Origin of the sequence: Pseudomonas sp. W3I7, from assembly GCF_030816095.1 — a bacterium.
Taxonomy (GTDB): Bacteria; Pseudomonadota; Gammaproteobacteria; order Pseudomonadales; family Pseudomonadaceae; genus Aquipseudomonas; species Aquipseudomonas salomonii.
Map to the genome: position 1 here is coordinate 5,144,207 of NZ_JAUSXP010000001.1, position 18,194 is coordinate 5,162,400.

Consider the following 18,194-nt stretch of genomic DNA (forward strand, 5'->3'; position numbering starts at 1 on the left):
GTGGCGGAGTATTTCCAACTGCTGCGCCGCGACCTTACTACCAGCCTGCCAGCCCCGCAGTGGCCGGCCAATACCCGGCTGGATCATTACCGCGATGAGCTGGCCCCGGCCATCCATGCCGTGTTGCGCATGACCCAGGAACAGGGCGGCGGCCGTGTCCCCAGCCTGGCAGAGTGGCGCCGGCAGTTCATCACCGACGCCGAGTTCGATCCCACACTATGCCTGGTGGCCAGTAACGCAGACGGCATTCTGGGTGTGGCCCAGTGCTGGACCAGCGCGTTTATCAAGAACCTCTCGATCCATCCGTGCGCCCAGGGCCAGGGGCTGGGGCGTGCCTTGTTGCTGCATACCTTCCACGTGTTCAAGCAACGCGGCGAGCCCTATGTGGACCTGAAGGTACTGGAAACCAACCAGCGCGCCCGACAGCTGTATGAAAGCGCCGGCATGGTGTTTGTGCTGCGCGACCAGGTGCCCGAGGACTGACCGGCACTGGCGCATAACTTGCTTCCACTGAGCCTGAACAGTGAATAGAGGCAAAAAACCGTCACCGTTCAAGAGTGCCCTCTGACCTTGCCTGGTGACAGATCCTCCATGAACACTCACTTTTCCTGCGTCGGTTGCGGCAAATGCTGCAGCGACCATCACGTCCCGCTGACCCTTGAAGAAGCCCGCAGTTGGGCGGCTGACGGCGGTGACGTCATCGTTCTGGTAGAAGGCTTTCTTGCCAGCGGCCTGGGCTTGCCGGTGCAACAACGCGAGCATGCCCAGTTGCGCTCAGTGGTGGTCCCCAGCGGCAATACCGAGGCGTTTGTGGCAATCACCTTTGCCGCTTACAACGCCGGGCGTTGCCGGAATCTTGACGAAGACAACCGTTGCCGCATCTATGAGCGTCGCCCGCTGGTGTGCCGCATCTACCCGATGGAAATCAACCCGCACATTCCTTTGAACCCCGCCGCCAAGGATTGCCCGCCAGAGTCCTGGGAACAGGGGCCGGCGCTGATCGTTGGCGGTGAATTGATGGATGCCGAGCTGGCCGAACTGATCCGCCGCTCACGCCAGGCCGACCGTGACGATGTACAGACCAAGGAGGCCGTGTGCGCCTTGCTGGGTATTCGTACTACGGCGCTCAAGGGCGATGGGTTTACCGCGTACCTGCCGAACATGGCTGCCTTTGCCCAGGCGATCGAGTGGGCGATTGGGCAACCCTCGGTGGCTAATGAGTGGGTGTTTCATGTGTCCGGCATGGACATCGCCGAGCAGGTGCTGGATGCGGGGGCGCAGATTGCCACTGAGGTGCCGGCCAACTATGCGTTTATTTCGTTGAGAGCGGCTTAGGCTCGATGCGGCCAGCTCCCACAGTTGGCCATGGCTTGCAAAACACGGGGCCAACTCATGTTCCGCGCACTTAATTGGCCATCACTGACGGGGAGGCGGTTCGTCCAGATGATAGGGCGCGAGGATCCGCTGGTATTCGCCGTTGTGCATCAATTGTTCAAGCGCGTGGTTGAGGTCGTTGCGCAAACTGGAGTCAAACTTGCGCACGGCAATGGCAATGCCGTTGCCCAACAGCTCGCCGGACAAGGGCGGCCCCAGGAAGTCGAAATCCTGGCCATCCGGGGTGTCGAGCAGCGCCCTGCGAATTTCCACAGTGCCTTGCAGCGTCGCATCGATTGTGCCGGCCACCAGGCTGCGCGCCAGTTCGTCGTTGAGCCAGAAACTCTTGATAATGACGCCCGCCGGTGCCCACTGCGACCGCGCAAAGGCTTCGCGGTTGCTGCCCAGCAGTACACCGACACGCTTGCCCTTGAGCGAGCGTGTGTCGGGCAACAAGCCGGAGTCCCTACGGGCGACCAGACGCGTGGTAAAGGGATACAGATTATCGGTGAACCCCACCAACCGACGCCGCCCGGAGGTGGCAGCCATGCCCATGATCGCATCGAACTGCCGGGCTTCCAGGGCCGGGAAGTCTTCGACAAGCACCTGGTCAACCCAGGTGCAGCGCACATTCAACTGTGTACACAGGGCATTGCCCAAGTCGATGTTCAAGCCCACCAATTGACCTTGCGGGCTGCGACTCTGAAACGGCGGGAACTGCGCGGCAACGGCGAAGCGGATTTCGCGCCGGGGTTGATCATCGTCGGCCACGGCGTTGATCGACAGCAAGAGAGCAAGTGCTGCACACAGAGGTATCAGAGCCACGGGAAACATCCTTTTCCAGAAAGACCAGCCTTGACCACTCGACGCGATCTAAACGGTCGGGCTGCAATCAAGGCTGTGCAAGCTTTCTAGAAACGGTCGTGGGTCTTCAATCAGAAATATCAGCAGGCGTTGTAGTCCACACCTGATAAAACGCTGATGGTTCTATTCTCAGCGTTTACCCATCGAGCGGCGAGTGCCCGGCGGCGCCATGCCGGGCGACTTGGTATGGCCGTTCTTGGCGCCATTCTTGTACCAAGGCTGGGCGGCGTTTTTGGCCCCGGCCAGTTCACCCGGCTTGAACGGAAACTTGAACGCCGGGATCTCGGCTTTTTCAACGCTTTGAGCGTCAGCCGGATCGACGAGGTCGGCCGCTTCAACAGGGGGTTGTGTCGGGGAAGTCATGGAAGCTCCGGAGCGTGCAGAAAATGAGGCGGCGGCCGGCTTGCGGGCCACGCTGGCGCGCAGTATACCTGCGCGCCTCGGATCTTTAACCACCGCCGGTACGAATGGTCGGACTTTACTGACAGCGCTGTCAGTTAGCAGTCACCGTGCTGACCGGGTTGGCGGGCTATAAAGAACCCTCACACTCCCAACCCCTTGCCCCGGCGCCACACCCCATGCAGATTCAACGAAAAACCGCCCTGATCGTGGGTGCTCTGGTGGTCGTGGCAATGGCAGCCTGGGCCTTCAACCGACCGGCCAAAACCAAACTGGCGGTGTCCACCGCCATCCCAGTGCGGGTGGTGAGCGTCACACAGCAGGACATTCCGCGATTTGTCAGTGGTATCGGCTCGGTGCTGTCGTTGCACAGCGTGGTGATCCGCCCGCAAATCGACGGCATCCTCACCAAGCTGCTGGTCAAGGAGGGCCAATTGGTCAAGGCCGGTGACCTGCTGGCGACCCTCGATGACCGTTCGATCCGCGCCAGCCTCGATCAGGCCAAGGCGCAGTTGGGTGAAAGCCAGGCGCAGTTGCAAGTGGCGTTGGTGAACCTCAAGCGCTACAAAGAGCTGAGCGTCGACGACGGCGTGTCCAAGCAGACCTATGACCAGCAGCAAGCCCTGGTCAATCAGCTCAAGGCCACGGCGCAAGGTAATCAGGCCGCGATTGATTCGGCTCTGGTACAGCTTTCCTACACCCAGATTCGCTCGCCGGTCACCGGCCGTGTCGGCATTCGTACCGTGGATGAAGGCAACTTCCTGCGCATGAGTGATACCCAAGGCTTGTTCTCGGTGACGCAAATCGATCCGATCGCCGTGGAGTTTTCGTTGCCGCAACAGATGCTGCCGACCCTGCAAGGCTTGATCGCAGCGCCCACACAGGCCAGCGTCGATGCCTACATGGGCGCCGACACCGACGGCCAGACCGGCGACCTGCTCGGCGAAGGCCACTTGAGCCTGATCGACAACCAGATCAGCTCCACCACCGGCACCCTGCGCGCCAAGGCTGAATTCAATAACGCCTCGCAACGCCTGTGGCCAGGGCAACTGGTGACCATCAAGATCCAGACCGCCCTCGACAAAAACGCCCTGGTGGTGCCGCCGACCGTGGTGCAACGTGGGCTCGACGCGCACTTTGTGTACCGCGTCAACGGCGACAAGGTTGAGATCGTGCCGGTGCAGGTGGCGTATCAGGACAGCGACGTGAACATCATCAAGGGCGTGCAAGCCGGTGACGTGCTGGTCAGCGATGGCCAGTCACGGCTCAAGGCCGGCGCGCAGATCGAGGTGCTCAAAGAACCACCGCAAGTGATCCAGACCGCCCAAGCCAAGGTGCAACCATGAGCGGCAGCCGTTCGCCGTCCGCCTGGTGCGTCGACCACCCGGTGGCTACCCTGCTGCTGACCTTTGCGCTGGTGCTGTTGGGGCTGATTGCCTTCCCGCGCCTGGCGGTGGCGCCGCTGCCGGAAGCGGAATTCCCGACCATCCAGGTCACCGCCACCTTGCCCGGCGCCAGCCCGGACACCATGGCCTCATCCGTGGCCACGCCCCTGGAAGTGCAATTCAGCGCCATCCCCGGCATGACCCAGATGACGTCCAGCAGCGCCTTGGGCTCAAGCCTGCTGACCCTGCAATTCACCCTGAACAAAAGCATCGACACCGCCGCGCAGGAAGTGCAGGCGGCGATCAATACCGCCTCCGGCAAGCTGCCCAGCGACATGCCGAGCCTGCCGACCTGGAAGAAGGTCAACCCGGCGGACAGCCCAGTGCTGATCCTCAGCGTCAGTTCCGACAGCATGCCCAGCACCGAACTGAGCGACTATGTGGAAACCCTGCTGGCACGCCAGATCAGCCAGATCGACGGCGTTGGCCAGATCAACATCACCGGCCAGCAACGCCCGGCGATTCGGGTACAGGCTTCACCGGACAAGCTCGCGGCCATCGGCCTGACCCTCGCCGATGTGCGCCTGGCCATCCAGCAGTCCAGCCTGAACCTGGCCAAAGGTGCGATTTACGGCGAGAACAGCGTGTCGACGTTATCCACCAACGACCAGTTGTTTCACCCGGAGGAATACGGCCAACTGATCGTTTCCTACAAGAACGGCGCGCCGGTGCAACTGCGTGATGTCGCCAAAGTCATCAACGGTTCGGAAAACGCCTACGTGCAGGCCTGGTCCGGTGACACGCCCGGGGTCAACCTGGTGATTTCGCGCCAGCCCGGCGCCAACATTGTCGAGACCGTGGACCGCATTCAAGCCGAGCTGCCGCGCCTGGAAGGCATGTTGCCCGCCTCGGTGCAGGTCAGCGTGTTGACCGACCGCACCAAGACTATCCGCGCGTCCTTGCATGAAGTGGAAGTGACCCTGCTGATCGCCATCTTGCTGGTGGTGGCGGTGATGGCGCTGTTCCTGCGCCAATTGTCGGCGACGCTGATTGTGTCCAGTGTGCTCGGCGTGTCGCTGATCGCCAGTTTCGCGCTGATGTATGTGCTCGGCTTCAGCTTGAACAACCTGACGCTGGTGGCGATCGTGATCGCCGTGGGCTTTGTGGTCGACGATGCCATCGTGGTGGTGGAGAACATTCACCGTCACCTGGAGGCGGGCCTGGATAAACGCGAGGCGGCGATCAAGGGCTCCGGCGAGATCGGTTTTACCGTGGTGTCCATCAGCTTCTCGCTGGTGGCGGCGTTTATTCCGCTGCTGTTCATGGGTGGCGTGGTCGGGCGGCTGTTCAAGGAGTTCGCGCTGACGGCCACCTCGACCATCCTGATTTCGGTGGTGGTTTCGCTGACATTGGCGCCGACCCTGGCCGCGCTGTTCATGCGCGCACCGACTCATCATGCCCATGACAAACCGGGTTTCAGCGAGCGCCTGCTCGCCGGCTACGCGCGCAACCTGCGCCGCGCGCTGGCGCATCAACGCAGCATGGCGGCGATCTTCATAGTGACCCTGGCACTGGCCGTGATCGGCTACGTGTTTATCCCCAAGGGGTTCTTCCCGGTGCAGGACACCGGCTTTGTACTCGGCACCAGCGAAGCGGCCGCCGACGTGTCGTACCCGGACATGGTCGCCAAGCACAAGGCCCTGGCCGAGATCGTCAAGGACGACCCGGCGGTGGCCGCGTTTTCCCATTCGGTGGGCGTGACCGGCAGCAACCAGACCATCGCCAACGGGCGTTTCTGGATCGCCTTGAAAGACCGCGGTGATCGCGATGTGTCCGCCAGCCAGTTCATCGACCGCATCCGCCCCAAACTGGCCAAGGTGCCGGGTATCGTCTTGTACCTGCGCGCCGGCCAGGACATCAACTTGAGTTCCGGCCCAAGCCGCGCCCAGTACCAATATGTACTCAAGAGCAACGACGGCCCCACGCTCAATACCTGGACCCAACGCCTGACCGAAAAACTGCGCGCCAACCCGGCCTTTCGCGACCTGTCCAACGACCTGCAACTGGGCGGCAGCATCACTCACATCAGCATCGATCGCCAGGCGGCGGCACGCTTTGGCCTCACTGCCACAGATGTCGACCAGGCGCTGTATGACGCGTTCGGCCAGCGCCAGATCAACGAGTTCCAGACCGAGATCAACCAGTACCAGGTGGTGCTGGAACTCGATACCCAACAACGCGGCAAGGCCGAAAGCCTGAATTACTTTTACCTGCGCTCACCGCTGACCAACGAGATGGTGCCGCTGTCGGCACTGGCCAAGGTCGACCCGCCCAGCGTGGGGCCGTTGTCCATCAGCCATGACGGCATGTTCCCGGCGGCCAACCTGTCATTCAACCTGGCACCCGGCGTGGCATTGGGCGATGCGGTGATCATGCTCAACCAGGCCAAGAACGAAATCGGCATGCCGACCACCCTGATCGGCACCTTCCAGGGCGCCGCCCAGGCGTTCCAGAGTTCGCTGGCCAGCCAACCGTGGCTGATTCTGGCGGCGCTGGTGGCGGTCTATATTATTTTGGGTGTGCTGTATGAGAGCTTCGTGCACCCGCTCACCATCATCTCCACCTTGCCCTCGGCGGGTTTGGGGGCGTTGATCATGCTGTGGCTGCTGGGCCAGGATTTTTCGATCATGGCCTTGATCGGGCTGGTGCTGCTGATCGGTATCGTCAAGAAAAACGGCATCCTGATGATCGACTTTGCCCTGGAAGCCCAGCGCGTGCGCGGGCTGCCACCTGAGGAGGCGATTTATGAAGCCTGCGTCACCCGGTTCCGGCCGATCATCATGACCACCCTCGCCGCCCTGCTCGGCGCCGTGCCGTTGATGCTCGGCTCCGGACCAGGCGCGGAACTGCGCCAGCCGCTGGGGATTGCGGTGGTCGGCGGCCTGTTGGTGAGCCAGGCGCTGACGCTGTTCACCACACCGGTCATATACTTGTACCTTGAGAAGTTTTTCCACAGGCCCAAACCAGCGCTGGCGCTGGCGACCACACACTAAAGGCGGGGTCATGCGCGTCCTGATTATTGAAGATGAAGAAAAAACCGCGGACTACTTGCACCGCGGCCTGACGGAGCAAGGCTACACCGTCGATGTAGCACGCGAGGGCGTCGAAGGCTTGCACCTGGCGCTGGAAAACGACTACGCGGTGATCGTGCTTGACGTGATGCTGCCCGGCCTCGACGGCTTTGGGGTGTTGCGCGCACTGCGGGCACGCAAACAGACGCCGGTGATCATGCTCACCGCCCGCGAGCGTGTGGAAGACCGCATCCGTGGCCTGCGTGAAGGCGCCGATGATTATTTGGGCAAACCGTTTTCGTTCCTCGAACTGGTGGCGCGCCTGCAAGCGCTGACCCGTCGCAGTGGCGGGCACGAGCCGGTGCAAGTCACCGTGGCCGACCTGTGGATCGACCTGATCAGCCGCAAGGCCAGTCGCAATGGCCTGCGCCTGGACCTGACCGCCAAGGAGTTCTCGCTGCTCAGCGTGTTGGCACGGCGTCAGGGTGAAATCCTGTCCAAGACTGCGATTGCGGAAATGGTCTGGGACATCAATTTCGACAGCGACGCCAATGTGGTGGAAGTGGCGATCAAGCGTCTGCGCGCCAAGCTCGATGGGCCGTTCGAACACAAGTTACTGCACACCATTCGTGGCATGGGGTATGTGCTGGAGAGCAGAAGTGTCGGCTAACTCCATCGCCGTGCGCCTGAGCGGCATGTTCACGTTGGTGGCGCTGCTGATCTTCGTGTTGATCGGCGGCGCGCTGTACCAACAAGTGGATCGCGGCCTGGGCTTGTTGCCGGGCGCCGAACTGGATGCGCGCTACAGCGTGCTGGAGTCCTCGGTGAACCGCTTTGGTACACCCGATCACTGGGCAAAAATCACCGCCAAGTTGAAGTTGCTCGGCGAAGAAGACACGCGCATCCGCTTCTGGGTGGTGAGCAGCGACCCGAGCTACGAATACGGCAACCCCACTGCGCAGATCCGCGCATTCGCCCAGGGGCCGACCGGCAAGCGCGACCTGCGCCTGCCGGGGCATGAATACCCGTTCAAAGTGTTGGTGAGCCAGTTCGCGGCCAAGGATCAACGCCCATCACTGCGCTTTATGATCGCCATCGACACCGAGAACTTCCGCGCCACTCAGCACCATCTGTTGATGGTCTTGATCGGCCTGGCCTGTGTTGGCGTCGCGCTGGCGGCGCTGCTGGGCTTTTGGGTCTCGCGTATCGGCCTCAAACCGCTGGGCAAGCTCTCGGATGAAGCGCAAAAACTCGCTCCGCCCAAACTCTCTGGGCGCTTGCAATTGTCGCCCTTGCCGCCGGAGCTGAGCCAGTTCGTCAACTCATTCAACGCCACACTGGATCGAGTCGAGCAGGCGTATTCACGCCTGGAGTCATTCAATGCCGATGTGGCCCACGAACTGCGCTCGCCGCTGACCAACCTGATCGGCCAGACCCAAGTGGCGCTCACCCGTGGTCGTTCGGCCGAGCATTACTTCGAGGTGCTGCAATCGAACCTCGAAGAGCTGGAACGCCTGCGCTCGATCATCAATGACATGCTGTTCCTGGCCAGCGCCGACCAAGGCAGCAAGGCCACCAAACTGATCGAAAGCTCCCTGGCCGATGAAGTCGCCACCACCCTCGACTACCTGGACTTCATCCTCGAAGACGCCCAAGTCAACGTGCGCGTGCGCGGCGACGCCTTGGTGCACATCGAAAAAGCCCACCTGCGCCGCGCGCTGATCAACTTGCTGAGCAATGCGGTGCAGCACACCGCGCCGGGGCAGAACATCGACGTGAGCATTGAAGTGCAGGAGCAGTGGGTAGCGATTGGGGTTACCAACCCCGGCGATGAAATTGCCAGCGAGCATTTGCCGCGCTTGTTTGAACGCTTCTACCGGGTGGACGCGTCACGCAGTAACAGCGGCGCGAATCACGGACTGGGGCTGGCGATCGTCAAGGCGATCGCGTTGATGCATGGCGGCGATGTGTTTGTGCGCAGTGAGGGGGGCGGTAATACCTTTGGCATTACCTTGCCGGTCTGACTGTTGCGGTTTGGGCAACAGTCATTATCTTGTTACACTCTATATCGCACCGCTCACCTGCGTTACTTTGACGCACCGATGAGCGCGACGGCAAGGCAGCTTCCCGCTCACCCGAATTTCCCTCGACTTATTTCCAGGGCTCTACACTGGGAATCTGTTTAAAGCCGCTGACTTCAGCGGCTTTTTTTTGCCGTAAAAAAAGGCCAGGCACACCCTCACGACATGGCCGTTTTCGATTGACCAAAGGAGCTAAACCGGTGAAGAACTCGCTGACGTTCACCCCGTTATTCCTCGCGATTGCAGCAACGATCGGCCCCCTTGCCCACGCGGCAGACTCGACCCCCGCTGACGGTTTCGTCGAAGGCTCAAGCCTCAAAATCAATACCCGCAACTACTACATGAACCGCGACCGCCGCGACATTCACACCGATGACAGCAAAGAATGGGGCCAGGGTTTTATCGGCACCTTCGAATCCGGCTACACCCAGGGCACCGTCGGTTTTGGCCTGGACCTCAATGCCATGCTCGGCCTCAAGCTCGACGGCGGCGGCGGCACTGACGGTTCCAGCATCCTGCCTTACGGCAGCGGCAACGGCAAAGCGCCTGGCTCGTTCTCCACCGCTGGCGGCACCTTGAAAATGCGCGCCTTCGACACCGAGCTCAAAGCCGGCGACCTGTTCCTTAACAACCCGGTGATCGCCGGCGGCATGACTCGCATGTTGCCGCAGACGTTCCGGGGGGTGAGCCTGACCAACCACAGTTTCGACGGCTGGATGCTCGAAGGCGGCCAGGCGAGCTTTACCAAGCTCTACAACCAGAGCGGCCACCGGCGCATCGGCACCAGCTACGGCACGTTGCCCGCCAACGCCGACAGCCAGCACCTGAACTGGGCCGGTGTGTCCTTCAGCGGCGTTCCGGGCCTGACCAGCAACCTGTACGCCTCCGAACTCAAGGACGTGTGGCACCAGTACTACTACGACCTGGACTACACCTACGCGCTGAACGACCTGGTCAGTCTCAACCCGGGCCTGCACTACTACCACACCCAGGACACCGGCCAGTCGTTGCTGGGCAGCATCGACAACAACACCTACAGCCTGCATTTCACCGTGGGCGTGGGCAACCACAGCCTCACCGCCGCGTACCAGCGGGTCAACGGCAACACACCGTTCGACTACATCACCCAGGGCGACAGCGTGTACCTGGACAATTCCCAGCAATACTCGGACTTCAACGGCCCCAACGAGCGCTCGTGGAAGCTCAAGTATGCCTACGACTTTGCAGGCCTCGGCATGCCGGGGCTGACGTCCGCCGTGTCGTACATCAGCGGCAAGACCGACCTGACCAAGGTCGACCCCAACAGCCGTGGCTACAGCGCCTGGTACAGCGCCGATGGCAAAGACGCCAAGCACTGGGAACGCGACATCGACTTGAAATACGTGGTGCAAGGCGGCAAAGCCAAAGACCTGGCCGTGCGCCTGCAGTGGGCAACCAATCGTGGTGGCAATGGCTACTCGGCGGTGGACCGGGATGTGGATGAATACCGCGTGATTGTGGATTACCCGATCAACGTGTTCTGAGCTAAATCTGTCTGGCGATGAATAGCTGATGTGGGGCTGGCTTGTGTGGGAGCTGGCTTGCCTGCGATAGCATCGCTGCGGTGTTGCAGCTGCATCGAGGTGTCTGCATCGCAGGCAAGCCAGCTCCCACACCAAACCTGCGTTTGCCTACTACGCTATTGGCATCCTCGAAGCAGAAGTACGCCCGATGAGTCCAAGTCTCAACCGACCCACCCGTCGCCCGGAACGCTTGTTGATCCTGGGCAGTTGCCTCACGGTGTTCCTGATCGTGGCGATCGTCACCGCGCTGCTGATTCGCGAACATGCCAACACCTTGCAGACCGCCAAGCGTACCGCCAATAACATCACCCAACTGATCGACGCCGATGTGCTGCGCAATGTCGAACTCTACGACATGGCCCTCAAGGGCCTGATCGCCGCCACCGAACGCAGCGACCTGCAGGGAGTGTCCGCCAGTATCCGCCATCTGGTGCTGTTCGATCGCTCGGCCGCCGCGCCCTTCAAGGGCGACATTCTGCTGCTGGGCCCCAGTGGTGAAGTGATCGCCGACTCCTCGCTGCTCACCCCCAAGACCGGTAATTTCGCTGACCGCGACTATTTTCAGGCACACCGCAGAAACCCTGAGCCGGGGCTGTACATCAGCCGCCCCTTCCTGGCCCGTTGCGTGTGTGATGACCAGTGGCGCATCGCATTCAGCCGCCGTGTGTCATCCCCGGACGGGCGCTTTCTGGGCGTGGCGGTGGCCTCGATGCGTCTGTCGTACTTCAAACAGTTGTTCAGCGGCCTGAACATCGGAAACAACGGCACCATCAACCTGATCAACCACCAAGGCATCCTGCTGGCGCAACAACCGCTGCTGGAAGTGGACATGATCGACAAGGACTTGAGCCAGCGCCCTAATGTCGCGCGCATGCTGCGTGAACGCGATGGCAGCTTTCGTGGCGTCTCCAGCGTCGACAACCAGCCACGGCTTTATAGTTTCTCGAACGTGGGCACCTTGCCGTTAATTGTCGCGGTGGCGTTGTCCAGCGATGAAGTGTTTGCCCCATGGCGGCGTGCAGCGTGGTTGGTCAGCATGGCCACGGGCGTGTTGTGCATCGGCCTGTTGTGGCTCACCTGGATGCTGAGCAAGGAGCTGCGCCGCCGCCATCGTGCAGAGCAAGTGCTGTCAGAACTGGCGGCCACCGACGCCCTCACCGGCCTTGCCAACCGCCGCACTCTGGACCAGCGCCTGCGCCTGGAATGGGACCGCGCACAACGCTCGACCGAGCCGCTGAGCCTGCTGATGATCGACGTGGATCACTTCAAGGCCTTCAACGACCTGCATGGCCATCACGGCGGCGATGAAGCATTGCGTGCAGTCGCCCAAGTAATCGAAGACAACATCCGCCGCCCGGCTGACCTGGCGGCGCGCTACGGTGGCGAAGAGTTTGCGGTGGTGCTGCCGCATACCGACGCCAAGGGCGCCTGGTTGATTGCCGAACATATCCGCAGCAGCGTCGAGCATTTGCCACGGGTGGCCGGTGCCGACGGGCCGATCACGGTGAGTATCGGCATGGGCACATGGCAAAAACGCAGCCGCATGGCACTTGAGGACTTGCTGCTCAATGCGGATCAGGCGTTGTATGAGGCCAAGCACACCGGGCGTAATCGCATTGTCGAGGCCTCAGACCTTGGCTGAACGTTGATGCCTGCCCAGCCGATCTGCGCACATGCGTCCACCAGGTGTTCGGCCCGTACCGACATAACCTGGCGCCGAGACTTACACCGTCACTCCCCCCGAAGTCGATGCCGAGGCAGAAGGGTGGAAAGCGACGCCAGCCTCAACCTTCACTGGCCACTCCTTAGGAAACAAGGAAACTTTAAGACCTAAGTAAGCGTCAACCAAAACACCAGACGAAATAGTCACGTTAGTTTTGGGAGGGATCTTACTTGAGAGATCAGTACTGAGTGTCATTGTGTACTTCACGGTCACTCCCGGTGTAACGCCCCCACCCGCATTAAAACTGACTGGACCGGCCTGGACATTTCCGCTTACCGACGTCTTGGGGACGAAACTATAACTATTAGAAATAGAAACTGTCCCATCGAGGTTTGTCGTTATTTGCGGCCTGCTGCCAGGCAGCATTTCAAACTTGACGCCCGGACCACCCAGCCTTATTTGTTGCTGTGTTTGATGCACAAGACTTTGATCCACGCCTGCGCCCGCACCAACACCTGAGTTGGCAACATTCGCCTGAACACCACCGTTTAAAGCAGCGCGCTGAGTCAGCGTGAGCGTGGGGTTTAAATTAGCATTAATATTTAATACGCCATCCGGGTTCAAGTTAACGCTGAACTCTGGAGCACTAAACTCAACCCACTTGGCGAGGCTGCCGCCGGCGTTGACGCCAATATCCGACCCTAAGATGCTGGGAACGCCCACACTCACATTACCGCTGAGCTCCAGCCGCATCTTTGGCACGATGGCGACTTTAACGCCGCCGGCGTCGTTTGGGCCAATGCTGATCTCGGGTTGAAACCGTGCAGTTGCACCTACCCCCACACTCAGGCCGATGGGCGTTGTAACTTTAGCGGCAATAGTGGCCGTGGTCGATGGCGAAAAGCTGAACGTGGGAATCGGTTGATACTTTAGCTCGCCACCGAAAACATTAGCTGTGTAGGGTGCCGTCAAGGCGCGAGGAGGCGCTTGATTATTAGCACCGTCATTATTTTGCTGCTGCGGATAGCGCGCAGGATATAGAGGGCTTGTAGAAACATTACTCATCGCTGATACACCTTTGCATTAGTTAATGTTTACGGTCCGTCGGCATAGCGTTGACGAAATTGCAGTCGGGGTCTGAATCACTTTTCAATATGTCGTCAATTCAACGGCACCACGTACACTTTGTGGAATACGCAGAGGTATCAGTTCCTACAAAAAAAACGTTAATGTTTTCTACACGTTTCATCATCAGCGTCTTAATCAACACGTCACAGCAAAAACCTGAAGAAAAAAAAAGGCCACCCGAAGGTGGCCTTTCAAAACTAAAGAAAGAGAGTTGTTACTTACACCGCCGCAACGGGACGCATGTAAGAGATCGGTGCGGTGCTGGCATCTTCGAAGGTCACGACTTCCCAAGCGTCTGTCTGCTCAATCAACTTGCGCAGCAGCTGGTTGTTAAGGGCGTGGCCCGACTTGAAGCCTTTGAACTCGCCTATCAGGCTATTGCCCAGCAGGTAGAGGTCACCGATTGCATCGAGGATCTTGTGCTTCACGAATTCGTCTTCATAGCGAAGGCCGTCTTCGTTCAGTACACCATCCGCGTCGACCACAATGGCGTTTTCAACGCTGCCGCCGAGTGCGAGGTTGTGCTTGCGCAGGTACTCGATGTCACTCATGAAACCAAAGGTACGGGCGCGGCTGACTTCTTTTACGAACGAAGTGCTGGAAAAATCCACGCTTGCACTTTGGGTGCGGTCACGGAATACCGGGTGATCGAAATCGATCTCAAAGCTCACTTTAAAGCCTTCGAACGGAACGAAGGTGGCGCGCTTGTCGCCGTCTTCTACTGTCACTTCCCGCAGAATGCGAATGAACTTCTTGGCTGCGTCCTGTTCTTCCAGGCCGGCAGATTGAATCAAGAATACGAAGGGTCCAGCGCTGCCATCCATGATGGGGACTTCGGACGCGGAGAGCTCGACGTAGGCGTTATCGATGCCCAGGCCAGCCATGGCCGAGAGCAAGTGCTCCACCGTGTCCACTTTGACGTCACCGTTGACCAACGTGGTCGACATCGTGGTTTCGCCAACATTTTCCGCGCGAGCAGGAATCTGCACCACAGGGTCCAGGTCGGCACGAACAAACACGATGCCGGTGTCGACAGGTGCAGGTTTGAGAGTCAGGTATACCTTCTCCCCGGAGTGCAGACCTACACCTGTGGCACGGATAATATTCTTCAGGGTGCGTTGTTTAATCATGGCTTGGACCGCTTCAGCGCAAATTGCGAACTGGTATCAACAAAGGCTGGCGATAATAGCAGACCAGACCTTTGCTGAACACCAATCACCTTCATAGCCCTGATACATTCCATTAATCGGCCTGACGACGCAAGAATGCCGGGATGTCCAGGTAGTCCAGATCATCTTGCGGATTCAGGCTACGGGACGCCGCAGCACCGGCCTGAGCCTGGTTGCGCATCACGGTTGGACGGTCCAGGTCACGGTAGTTCACAGACGGCAGTTCCTGGCGCGCAGGCGCTGGAGCGGCAGCTTGCTGGCTGGCGTGGCTGTTGTGGCTGGTATGAACGGTATTGTCGATGACCTTCACAGGCTTCTCGATTTTTGCGCCCAGGCCGGTCGCAACCACGGTCACGTGCAGTTCATCGCGCATGTCCGGATCAATAACGGTACCGACTTTGACCATGGCGTGCTCGGAAGCGAAGGCTTCGATGATGCTACCCACGTCGGAGTACTCACCCAGGGACAGGTCAGGGCCGGCGGTGATATTCACCAGGATGCCGCGTGCACCTTGCAGGTTCACGTCTTCGAGCAACGGGTTGCGGATCGCCGCTTCAGTGGCTTCGCGTGCACGGTTCGGACCGCTGGCGCAGCCAGTGCCCATCATCGCCATGCCCATTTCGCTCATCACGGTACGCACGTCGGCAAAGTCGACGTTGATCATGCCTGGGCGCTTGATGATGTCGGAGATACCGCGAACGGCACCGGCCAGTACATCGTCAGCCTTGGCGAACGCGGACAGCAGGCTGGCGTCCTTGCCCAGGATGGTCAGCAGTTTCTCGTTGGGAATGGTGATCAACGAGTCGACGCTTTCAGACAGCAGACGGATACCTTCGTCAGCGATCTGCATACGCTTGCGACCTTCGAACGGGAACGGACGCGTCACCACAGCAACGGTCAGAATCCCCATTTCCTTGGCCACTTCGGCAATGATCGGGGCTGCACCGGTACCGGTACCGCCGCCCATGCCGGTGGTGATGAACACCATGTTGGTGCCTTGCAGCACTTCAGCAATACGCTCGCGGTCTTCCAGCGCGGCTTGACGGCCGACTTCCGGGTTGGCGCCAGCGCCGAGGCCCTTGGTCACAGCTGTGCCCAATTGCAGGATGGTCCGCGCGCCGATGCTTTTCAGCGCCTGGGCATCAGTGTTGGCGCAGATGAATTCAACGCCTTCAATGTTGCTCTTGACCATGTGATTGACAGCGTTGCCGCCGCCACCGCCAACACCGATTACTTTGATAACCGGGCTTGCGGGGATGTTGTCTACGAGTTCGAACATGTTCCCTCTCCTTTCGTTTTCTCTAGTTTTTTCGCCTACTACTTACTGCGGTGTTGCGGTAAATCTTTAGAAATTGCCTTTTACCCAAGCCTGCAGCCGCTCGAACAACGGCGCTTTGGCTTCGTCGTCGCCGCCACGGTAGCTGTCACGGATGCTCGGGCCCGACAGGGAAATGCCGTCGGTCTGCTTTTGCAGCCCGTACAACAGCAAGCCCACACCGGTGGAATAAATCGGGTTGCGCACCACGTCGCCCAGGCCTTTGACGCCATGGGGCACGCCCAGGCGCACGGGCATATGGAAGATTTCCTCGGCCAGTTCGACCGCGCCTTCCATCTTCGAGGTGCCACCGGTCAGCACGATGCCGGCCGGGATCAAATCTTCGTAGCCGCTGCGGCGCAGTTCAGCCTGGATCAGAGTGAACAGCTCGTCGTAGCGTGGCTCGACCACTTCGGCCAGGGCCTGGCGCGACAGTTCGCGCGGTGGACGGTCGCCCACGCTCGGCACCTTGATGGTTTCACCGGCACCGGCCAGTTTGGCCAGGGCGCAGGCGTAGCGGATCTTGATTTCTTCGGCGTACTGGGTCGGCGTACGCAGCGCCATGGCGATGTCGTTGGTGACCTGGTCGCCCGCAATCGGGATCACGGCAGTGTGGCGGATCGCACCTTCGGTGAAGATCGCGATGTCGGTGGTGCCGCCGCCGATGTCGACCAGGCACACGCCCAGCTCTTTTTCATCGTCGGTGAGTACCGAGTAGGCCGAGGCCAACTGCTCAAGAATAATGTCGTCGATTTCCAGGCCGCAGCGGCGCACGCATTTTTCAATGTTCTGTGCGGCGTTGACGGCGCAGGTCACCACGTGAACCTTGGCTTCCAGGCGCACGCCCGACATGCCCAGCGGCTCGCGCACGCCTTCCTGGTTATCGATCACGTAGTCCTGCGGCAGGGTGTGCAGCACGCGCTGGTCAGCCGGGATCGCCACGGCCTGGGCAGCGTCGAGTACGCGCTCAAGGTCGGCCGAGCTGACTTCACGGTCGCGAATCGCCACGATGCCGTGGGAGTTCAGGCTGCGGATATGGTTGCCGGCCACGCCGACGAACGCCGAGTGAATTCGGCAACCGGCCATCAGCTGCGCTTCTTCAATGGCGCGCTGGATCGACTGCACGGTGGACTCGATGTTCACCACCACGCCCTTCTTCAGGCCCCGGGACGGATGCGTGCCGATACCGACGATTTCGATCACACCGTCTTCCCCGACCTCGCCGACCAGCGCCACCACCTTGGAGGTGCCGATATCGAGACCGACGATCATTTTTCCGCTTTGCACGTTTGCCATGGGTCCTGCCTCTTCTTAATTCTTCGCGACAGCGGGTTTGGCTGTCGTCGGCGCAGCTGGTTCACGCCATCCGACGGCCAGGCCGTTGGCGTAACGCAGGTCGACGCTCGCAATGTTCGTAATCTGTTCTTTCAAGGTCTTGTCATAGATGGCAATAAAGCGGCGCATCTTTTCCACCAAGCGGTCGCGTCCCAGCAACAACTCGATGCCCGGGCCGGAACTGCCTGCCCCGGTCGTCAAAAACCAGCTGCCCCGCTCACGCAATTCCAGGCGTGCAATGGAGAAACCCAATGGCCGCAGCATCTGGCTCAGCGCCTGGTACTGCTGCATCACTTGCTGCTGCGCCCGCTGCGGCCCGAACAGCTGCGGCAGGTGCTCATAGTTGGCCACTTCACGCGGCGCGAACGCCTGGCCCTGGTTGTTCAACAGTGCGCCATCACCCCAACGGGCCACGGGCAGTTGCTCTTCCAGGCGGATCGTCACCTGGTCCGGCCATACACGACGGACTTCGGCGTGGGCGATCCACGGCATCTGTTCCAGCTCTGCGCGCATGCCCGCCAGGTCGATGGTAAAGAAGCTCGCCGCCAGGTACGGGCCGATGCGCTGCTGTACCGCTTGCTGGCTGATGTAGCTCAAGTCGCCCTGCACGCTGATCTTGGTGATCGGCCGGTCGGCATACGGCAACAGGCGTTGTGCGCCCTCGTAAGTGCCGAAGCCCAACGCCACCAGCAATACCGGCCAGAACAGCGCTTTGAGAAAACCAAAGTTGGCTTTCGGCAGGCGCGCCGACATCGGCTCTTTAGCCACCATTCGGCTGGCACCTCGAGGCACCGGCTTGCGGCTGGGCACTGGAGGTTGCTGATGACGAAGCGATGCGCCGTTCATGG

General features: G+C 60.4%; 15 protein-coding genes. 8 read left to right on the plus strand and 7 right to left on the minus strand.

Annotated features, from left to right (window positions below; all coding sequences use genetic code 11):
• Together QF043_RS23750 and QF043_RS23755 are read left to right on the plus strand one after the other, a co-directional pair.
• The gene (locus tag QF043_RS23750; protein WP_307420405.1) at positions 1–483 is read left to right on the plus strand and encodes an N-acetyltransferase; all 483 of its coding nucleotides are present in this window, start codon (positions 1–3) and stop codon (positions 481–483) included.
• Between the two features lie 108 nt (positions 484–591).
• On the plus strand, positions 592–1,335 hold the full coding sequence (locus QF043_RS23755) for a YkgJ family cysteine cluster protein (RefSeq protein ID WP_058419351.1): 744 nt from the start codon (positions 592–594) through the stop codon (positions 1,333–1,335).
• Between the two features lie 81 nt (positions 1,336–1,416).
• On the opposite strand, the gene QF043_RS23760 is transcribed toward QF043_RS23755, so the two are convergent.
• Positions 1,417–2,199: a transporter substrate-binding domain-containing protein gene (locus QF043_RS23760; protein WP_307420407.1), complete on the minus strand. Its 783-nt coding sequence runs from the start codon at positions 2,197–2,199 to the stop codon at positions 1,417–1,419.
• Positions 2,200–2,367: 168 nt separating this feature from the next.
• Positions 2,368–2,601, minus strand: a complete 234-nt coding sequence (locus tag QF043_RS23765; protein WP_056858969.1) for a hypothetical protein — start codon at positions 2,599–2,601, stop codon at positions 2,368–2,370.
• A 215-nt stretch (positions 2,602–2,816) separates the two neighbouring features.
• On the opposite strand from QF043_RS23765, the gene QF043_RS23770 reads away from it, so the two are divergent.
• From QF043_RS23770 to QF043_RS23795, 6 genes are all read left to right on the plus strand, one after another.
• Positions 2,817–3,983 carry an efflux RND transporter periplasmic adaptor subunit gene (locus QF043_RS23770; protein ID WP_307420408.1) on the plus strand — a complete coding sequence of 389 codons (1,167 nt, stop codon included), beginning with the start codon at positions 2,817–2,819 and terminating at the stop codon, positions 3,981–3,983.
• Positions 3,980–7,075, plus strand: a complete 3,096-nt coding sequence (locus tag QF043_RS23775) for a multidrug efflux RND transporter permease subunit (protein WP_307420409.1) — start codon at positions 3,980–3,982, stop codon at positions 7,073–7,075. The genes QF043_RS23770 and QF043_RS23775 overlap by 4 nt, the downstream gene beginning before the upstream one ends.
• Before the next feature lie 10 nt (positions 7,076–7,085).
• Positions 7,086–7,763 carry a heavy metal response regulator transcription factor gene (locus QF043_RS23780; RefSeq protein WP_017138176.1) on the plus strand — a complete coding sequence of 226 codons (678 nt, stop codon included), beginning with the start codon at positions 7,086–7,088 and terminating at the stop codon, positions 7,761–7,763.
• Positions 7,753–9,117 carry a heavy metal sensor histidine kinase gene (locus QF043_RS23785; protein WP_307420410.1) on the plus strand — a complete coding sequence of 455 codons (1,365 nt, stop codon included), beginning with the start codon at positions 7,753–7,755 and terminating at the stop codon, positions 9,115–9,117. The genes QF043_RS23780 and QF043_RS23785 overlap by 11 nt, the downstream gene beginning before the upstream one ends.
• 257 nt (positions 9,118–9,374) lie before the next feature.
• The gene (locus QF043_RS23790) at positions 9,375–10,697 is read left to right on the plus strand and encodes an OprD family porin (RefSeq protein ID WP_307420411.1); all 1,323 of its coding nucleotides are present in this window, start codon (positions 9,375–9,377) and stop codon (positions 10,695–10,697) included.
• Positions 10,698–10,884: 187 nt separating this feature from the next.
• The gene (locus QF043_RS23795; RefSeq protein ID WP_307420412.1) at positions 10,885–12,378 is read left to right on the plus strand and encodes a diguanylate cyclase; all 1,494 of its coding nucleotides are present in this window, start codon (positions 10,885–10,887) and stop codon (positions 12,376–12,378) included.
• 81 nt (positions 12,379–12,459) lie between these two features.
• Here the strand turns inward: QF043_RS23795 and QF043_RS23800 are convergent, their stop codons facing one another.
• The 5 genes from QF043_RS23800 to QF043_RS23820 form a co-directional block, all read right to left on the minus strand.
• The gene (locus tag QF043_RS23800; RefSeq protein WP_307420413.1) at positions 12,460–13,464 is read right to left on the minus strand and encodes a hypothetical protein; all 1,005 of its coding nucleotides are present in this window, start codon (positions 13,462–13,464) and stop codon (positions 12,460–12,462) included.
• 281 nt (positions 13,465–13,745) lie between these two features.
• Positions 13,746–14,657 (minus strand): UDP-3-O-acyl-N-acetylglucosamine deacetylase, encoded by a 912-nt coding sequence (gene lpxC, locus QF043_RS23805; RefSeq protein ID WP_003171886.1) that lies wholly within the window; start codon positions 14,655–14,657, stop codon positions 13,746–13,748.
• Positions 14,658–14,769: 112 nt separating this feature from the next.
• On the minus strand, positions 14,770–15,975 hold the full coding sequence (gene ftsZ / locus QF043_RS23810; protein ID WP_056858975.1) for a cell division protein FtsZ: 1,206 nt from the start codon (positions 15,973–15,975) through the stop codon (positions 14,770–14,772).
• A gap of 66 nt (positions 15,976–16,041) precedes the next feature.
• The gene (ftsA, locus tag QF043_RS23815; RefSeq protein ID WP_017138181.1) at positions 16,042–17,307 is read right to left on the minus strand and encodes a cell division protein FtsA; all 1,266 of its coding nucleotides are present in this window, start codon (positions 17,305–17,307) and stop codon (positions 16,042–16,044) included.
• Positions 17,308–17,322: 15 nt separating this feature from the next.
• A complete protein-coding gene (locus QF043_RS23820; RefSeq protein WP_017138182.1) occupies positions 17,323–18,192 on the minus strand; it encodes a cell division protein FtsQ/DivIB in 870 nt (289 codons plus the stop codon).
• Positions 18,193–18,194 lie beyond the last annotated feature (2 nt).